The organism is Chryseobacterium sp. (assembly GCF_022712095.1).
In the GTDB taxonomy this organism is placed as follows: Bacteria; Bacteroidota; Bacteroidia; order Flavobacteriales; family Weeksellaceae; genus Chryseobacterium.
This window is the reverse complement of the sequence record NZ_JALAHD010000183.1, coordinates 1-5802: the sequence shown is the minus strand read 5'-3', so window position 1 is coordinate 5802 and position 5802 is coordinate 1. Positions and strand designations below refer to the sequence as shown.

6 protein-coding genes are annotated in these 5802 nt (G+C 34.5%); 3 read left to right on the top strand and 3 right to left on the bottom strand.

Going from position 1 to position 5802, the window contains the following annotated elements:
• Nucleotides 1–46: 46 nt before the first annotated feature.
• The 3 genes from hutH to Q0A18_RS09485 are packed head-to-tail and all read left to right on the top strand — an operon-like array spanning nucleotide 47 to nucleotide 2485.
• Entirely contained in the window at nucleotides 47–1537 is a 1491-nt protein-coding gene (hutH, locus tag Q0A18_RS09495; protein ID WP_292009916.1) for a histidine ammonia-lyase, read from the top strand.
• 4 nt (nucleotides 1538–1541) lie between these two features.
• A complete protein-coding gene (locus Q0A18_RS09490) occupies nucleotides 1542–2006 on the top strand; it encodes a DUF2059 domain-containing protein (protein ID WP_292009915.1) in 465 nt (154 codons plus the stop codon).
• A gap of 26 nt (nucleotides 2007–2032) precedes the next feature.
• A complete protein-coding gene (locus tag Q0A18_RS09485) occupies nucleotides 2033–2485 on the top strand; it encodes a GNAT family N-acetyltransferase (RefSeq protein WP_292009914.1) in 453 nt (150 codons plus the stop codon).
• A 461-nt stretch (nucleotides 2486–2946) separates the two neighbouring features.
• Here the strand turns inward: Q0A18_RS09485 and ygiD are convergent, their stop codons facing one another.
• The 3 genes from ygiD to Q0A18_RS09470 all read right to left on the bottom strand — a co-directional run bounded on the left by ygiD (nucleotide 2947) and on the right by Q0A18_RS09470 (nucleotide 5537).
• Nucleotides 2947–3774 (bottom strand): 4,5-DOPA dioxygenase extradiol, encoded by an 828-nt coding sequence (ygiD, locus tag Q0A18_RS09480; RefSeq protein ID WP_292009913.1) that lies wholly within the window; start codon nucleotides 3772–3774, stop codon nucleotides 2947–2949.
• Nucleotides 3775–3910: 136 nt separating this feature from the next.
• Complete coding sequence (locus Q0A18_RS09475; protein ID WP_292009912.1) at nucleotides 3911–4882, bottom strand: alpha/beta hydrolase; 972 nt, start codon at nucleotides 4880–4882, stop codon at nucleotides 3911–3913.
• Nucleotides 4883–5024: 142 nt separating this feature from the next.
• The gene (locus Q0A18_RS09470) at nucleotides 5025–5537 is read right to left on the bottom strand and encodes a YceI family protein (RefSeq protein ID WP_292009911.1); all 513 of its coding nucleotides are present in this window, start codon (nucleotides 5535–5537) and stop codon (nucleotides 5025–5027) included.
• Between the last annotated feature and the right edge of the window lie 265 nt (nucleotides 5538–5802).

Below are 5802 nucleotides of genomic sequence, written 5' to 3'. Positions count from 1 at the left end.
TTTTACAGTTATCGTTAAATGTGTAATTTTAGGCAAATTTTTAGAAATGATATACGGTGTAGATATTTTTAGCTTTCATGATGTTTTAGAGATCTGTAAAAATCCTGGTAAAGCCAAACTTAATAAAAAGGCAAAAGATCAGATTTTGAAATCTCAGGATAATGTAAGAAAGATAGTAGAATCAGACCAGTGTGTGTATGGAATTAATACTGGTTTCGGTCCCCTTTGTGATACTAAAATTTCGGCTGATGAAACAGCCCGCCTTCAGTATAACCTTATCATATCTCATGCTGTAGGTGTAGGTAAACCTATTGATAAGGAGCTTTCTAAAATAATGATGATTGCTAAAATTCATGCATTGTCAAAAGGGTTTTCCGGAGTTTCGCTGGAGGTGATTGAGAGAATGATCCTTATGCTTGAAAATGATATTATCCCAGTTGTACCTGAACAGGGATCTGTAGGTGCTTCAGGAGATTTGGCTCCTCTGGCTCATCTTGTTCTTCCTCTGTTGGGCTTAGGAAAAGTTTGGGATGGGGAGAACACAGTTGATACCGCAAAAATTTTAAAGAAACATAAATTGAAACCGTTAAGTCTTGGACCAAAAGAAGGATTAGGATTAATTAATGGAACCCAGTTTATTCTGGCTCATGCGATTAAGGGTTTGGAGAAATTTGAATATTTATTAAACCTTGCGGATGTAACAGCAGCCATGAGCTTAGAAGCTTACAGAGGTTCTGCAAGTCCGTTTAAAAAAGAACTTCATGAGATCAGACCTTTCGAAGGAAGTAAAAAGGTAGCTGCAAGAATGGTTAAGCTTTTAAAAGGTTCCGAAAACCTTAAAGCTCATGAAGATTGTGAAAGAGTTCAGGATCCCTATTCAATGAGATGTGTGCCTCAGGTGCATGGAGCAAGCCGAAATGCTTTTGAGCATCTTAAAGGAATGGCTGAAACGGAACTCAATTCAGTGACGGATAATCCAATAGTTTTGAGTGCCGAAGAATCTATTTCCGGAGGAAACTTCCATGGGCAATTAATGGCTCTTCCGTTAGACTATGCTACTTTAGCCGCGGCTGAATTAGGAAATATTTCGGATAGAAGAAGTTATTTATTGCTAGAAGGAAAATATGGATTACCAAGGTTACTGACTGAAAGTTCAGGATTAAATTCAGGGTTTATGATTCCTCAATATACTTCTGCAGCATTGGTTACAGAAAATAAAACTTTATGTTTCCCCGCTTCCGCAGATTCTATTCCAACCAGTTTAGGGCAGGAAGATCACGTTTCTATGGGAAGTATTTCGGGTAGGAAATTTAATCAGGTTTTAGGAAATTTAGTTAATATACTTGCAGTTGAGTTGATGTTTGCAGCGCAGGGATTGGAATTCCGAAGACCGGCAAAATGTTCTAAAATTGTTGAAGAAAACTTTAGTATTCTCCGCTCCAAAGTAAAGAAACTGGAGGATGACCGATTAATTGGTCAAGATATGTTAGCTATTGCAGAATTGATTAATGAAAGAAAATTTGTAGTGGAAATTTAAATAGATGAAGAGGAAAAAAGTTATTACCGTATTTGTTCTTTTTTTAGGAATATTAAGCTTTGCCCAATCTAAAAAAGAGAAGATAAAAGAGGTGATGGGTTTAATGGAAGTTGATAAGTTGACTATGCAGACAGCAGAGCAAATGATAGGATATTATAAAAATAACTTTTCTGATATTCCTGAGGATGTTTGGAATGATTTTTTGAAAGAAATTCATCCTGAAAAAATGATTGAAAGCTATGTTCTCATCTATGATAAATATTATACTGAATCTGACCTTGATGAGCTGATCACTTTTTATAAAAGTCCGGTGGGGCAGAAGACCATAAAAAATATGCCTGCCATTTTAAAAGAAAGTATGGAAGCAGGAGCTCAATTTGGAAGGGAAATAGGAGAAAGGCTCCTTCAAAAAATGAAAGATGGAAAATATCAGAGCCCACCGCCACCAATGCCTTCTGATGAAGATTAACGACAAAAATTAATAACGAATATATTATGATTATCAAAAGGGTAGATTCTACCAATACAGATTTTAAAAACCTAGTAAAACATCTTGATGCAGATTTGGCTGAAAGAGATGGTGATGACCATGCTTTCTATCATCAGTTTAATAAAATTGATATGCTTAAGAATTGTGTGGTTGCTTATTTTGATGATGTGGCAGTAGCTTGTGGAGCTTTTAAACCTTTTCCTGAAGAAGAGGAAGTGGTGGAAATTAAAAGAATGTATACCAATCCTCAATATAGGAAAAAAGGATTAGCTTCTGCAACACTCATAGAATTAGAGCAGTGGGCAAAAGAATTGGGATATAAAAAATGTGCTTTAGAAACCGGAACTAAACAGCCAGAAGCAATTGCTCTTTATGAGAAAAGCGGATATTCTAAAATTCCCAATTATGGGCAATATATTGGAATTGAAAATAGTGTCTGTTTTGAAAAAGCGCTTTAATTTTCCCATTCATAGCAAGAGAGCATATTTTCAATTTTATTTTTTTGAGAAGTCTCCTTCACTGATAAGAAGGAGAGAGTCCGAGACATTTCCATCTTTAGATACTTCAAATGTTTATCGATCAGAATTTAAATAAGATGGTAGAAGTACTACTCCAAGTCTGGAACTTTTAATAAAAGTCTTGTTTTTAAGTTCAAAGAAAAATATGTGGAATAGCTAATCTGGAAAAACATCAGGGAATTTGAAATATACTTTGTTTATGGACCATCAAATATAATCGGATTCCGAGAGTTGAACTTCCGCTGATTATTTGGTAAATCTGCAGTGGCGGGTTTACAATGCTGGAATTGTTACTTTGGCATGATCGAAAGACCTTTCGGGGAAATGTGTCACATCTTAATAATGTGAGATGTTCTGCGGAATTTATTTCCTTCTTTCATATTCAGGCTGTATTTGACCAATTAACCAATCCTTACACTGGTCATACTTAGAGAACCTCCGATTAATGCATCATTGAATAAAGTTAAGTCTTCAGATTTGTTTTTTAATCCGAGAGTGTAAATAAGAGGTAAAAAATGATCAGGAGTAGGAACAGCATATTGCAATGAAATTCCCTGGTTCTGGTAATCAATGATATTTTGAAAATTTCCGTCCAGAATCCAATTGTTGGTTTTTTCTCTGGCTTCTACGGCCCAATCCCATCCGGCACCTACGGTGTTAATATTCTTCCAATCGATCATCCTTAAATTATGAATGATATTACCGCTTCCTAAAATTAGAATACCTTTTTCTCTTAACTTATTAAGTCTTGTTGCCAATTCAAAATGGTATTGTGGAGGTTTCGTATAATCTATACTAAGCTGGATCACTGGAATATCTGCATTGGGGTACATATGCTTAAGGACGGACCAGGTACCATGGTCTAATCCCCAACTATGATCTTCCTCCACCAATATAGGCTGTAAGAGCTCTAATGTTTCTTTGGCAAGCTCAGGATCTCCGGGGGCAGGATATTCTACTTCAAATAAAGTTTTTGGGAACCCATAGAAATCATGGATAGTTTTAGGCATATTCATAGCGGTAACAAAAGTACCATCTGTAAACCAATGCGCTGAAATACATAAGATGGCATTTGGTTTTGGGATTTTCTGTGCTGCCATTCTGAATCCTTGTACAAACAAATTTTCTTCAATAGCATTCATAGGTGAGCCATGCCCTAAAAATAAGACAGGCATTCTCTGAGTTGTTTTAAACTGTTCACTGATATTCTGTAGATCGTTAAGGGTCATAATTTTATGTTTAAAAAGATAAAAGGTTCAGAGGTTTATATAAACCTCTGAACCTTTTTTGATAGACTTTAATAAAATTTATACATAATCTAATCTAATTTAATTCTAATGTACAAATAATACCCTATTATCGGCTTTATTCGGCTAAAAAGTCTACAATAAGTTTTGTAAGAGGTTTTGGACATTCATCTGGCATCCAGTGCCCACATTTTGGAATTACTTCTCCTATTACATTAGTGGCGTATTTACGGGTTTGTTCGGCTTGTTGAGTTCCAAATCCAATACCACCGCCACCGATTGCCATCATTGGAATAGTAATTTTAGTATTGGCAGTTAAACGTTTGTTATCTTTAACACTTTGATTAACTACTCTGTAATAAGCGAATGCGGAACTTAGGCTATGAGGCTTAGAATAAGATTTAGCTATCTTATCAAGGTATTCTGGTGAGAATGCCGCAAAGTTAGAAGCGTGAGTTCTGATAAAATGTTCAAAGAAAAACCTTTCTTTTCCTTTTATTAATCTCTCTGCTAAATGTTCATCAGCATCAAAAAAACTAAAGTGCCATACGTATGATTCTCCTTCAGGTGTGAACGCTGGAAATTGATACAATGAATCATCCGGAATAGGAGCTTCTAAATATACAGCTTTAATAATTTTATCTTGATGCTGCACTAACATTGGGAATGAATTCCAAATACCGAGGTCATGAGCCACAAGATAAAATTTTTGATTTCCACTGTTTTCTAATGCCAACTTGTACAGGATATCTGCTACATCTAAAGCCTGAAAAGATTTTGCAACTCCTGATTCTCCTAATCCCGGAAGGTCAGGCGCTACTACAGTATACTTCTTAGCAAGTTCAGGCATTACCTGACTCCATTCAGACCATGTAGATCCAAATCCATGAAGAATAAACACTAAAGGTCCGGAGCCTCCCTTTACATAATGCATTTTAACTCCATTAATAGTTTTGAATTCACTTTTAAATCCTTTTGGAAGTGGGAATTCACCTGCTGATAACTTAGAAGTTACAGGCACTGAAGCAACAATCATAAATGCTGCTAATAATAAAGCTTTACAAAAAAGCTGCGAAAAAACATTTTTCATAATTGTGTTTTATAAAATGAATAGTTAATGAATAATTTTTTGTATGTTTTATTTAAATTAGATTTTATAATTATAAGTTAAAAAGGGTTCAAAGCAAAATGTTTAAAATTTCTTCAAACCCTTAAGATAAGAAGTATTGAAATTATGATTGTTTTACAAATTGTAGTTCACCTGCAACTTTTACATCATCACTCACCATCACACCTCCTGCTTCCAATGCTGCATTCCAGTTTAAGCCAAAATCCTTTCTGCTGATTTTTCCCTCAAAAGAAAATCCGGCTTTTGTATTTCCCCAGGGATCTTTATTAATGCCCCCAAAATCTACGTCAAGAGTTACCGGTTTTGTAATTCCATTAATGGTAAGATTACCTGTAACTGTATTGTTTAATGCTTGAGATTCAAAAGTAATAGTTGGATGCTCTTCGGCATTGAAAAATTCTGCAGATTTTAAATGGTTATCTCTGTCTATATTGTTCGTAAATACGGAACCAGTCTGAATAGTTGCAGTAGTGGTAGCGTTTTGGAAAGTATCATCTTCCGCATCGATCTCAGCGGTGAAATCTCTAAAGCTTCCTTTTACGTTTGAAATCATCATGTGTTTTACTTTAAAAGTAATTTCACTATGAGTTGGGTCTAAATTCCATTTTGTAGCCATTGTTATTATTTTTTATTTGTTAATTATTGTATTAGCAAATTTAGAGGATTAGATCAATAAAAATCATTGACCTAGATCAATAAATGATATTTTTACTTTTTTCGTCTTTTTAAGAAAGTATTCTATTTTTTTTGGTTTATTTTGTAATTATATCTTAAATAAGCTGTTATAAAATTGAGAATTATGTTTTGAAATAGATGAATGTATTAAATTATATTTTATTTAACATTTTTTAAGGGGTCGGGTTTTATTTCTTATTTTTGGA

Bases quoted from the DNA above. Each gene is read 5' to 3' on its own strand.
- hutH (WP_292009916.1), top strand. From the start codon at position 47: ATGATATACGGTGTAGATATTTTTAGCTTTCATGATGTTTTAGAGATC.
- Q0A18_RS09490 (WP_292009915.1), top strand. From the start codon at position 1,542: ATGAAGAGGAAAAAAGTTATTACCGTATTTGTTCTTTTTTTAGGAATA.
- Q0A18_RS09485 (WP_292009914.1), top strand. From the start codon at position 2,033: ATGATTATCAAAAGGGTAGATTCTACCAATACAGATTTTAAAAACCTA.
- ygiD (WP_292009913.1), bottom strand. From the start codon at position 3,774: ATGACCCTTAACGATCTACAGAATATCAGTGAACAGTTTAAAACAACT.
- Q0A18_RS09475 (WP_292009912.1), bottom strand. From the start codon at position 4,882: ATGAAAAATGTTTTTTCGCAGCTTTTTTGTAAAGCTTTATTATTAGCA.
- Q0A18_RS09470 (WP_292009911.1), bottom strand. From the start codon at position 5,537: ATGGCTACAAAATGGAATTTAGACCCAACTCATAGTGAAATTACTTTT.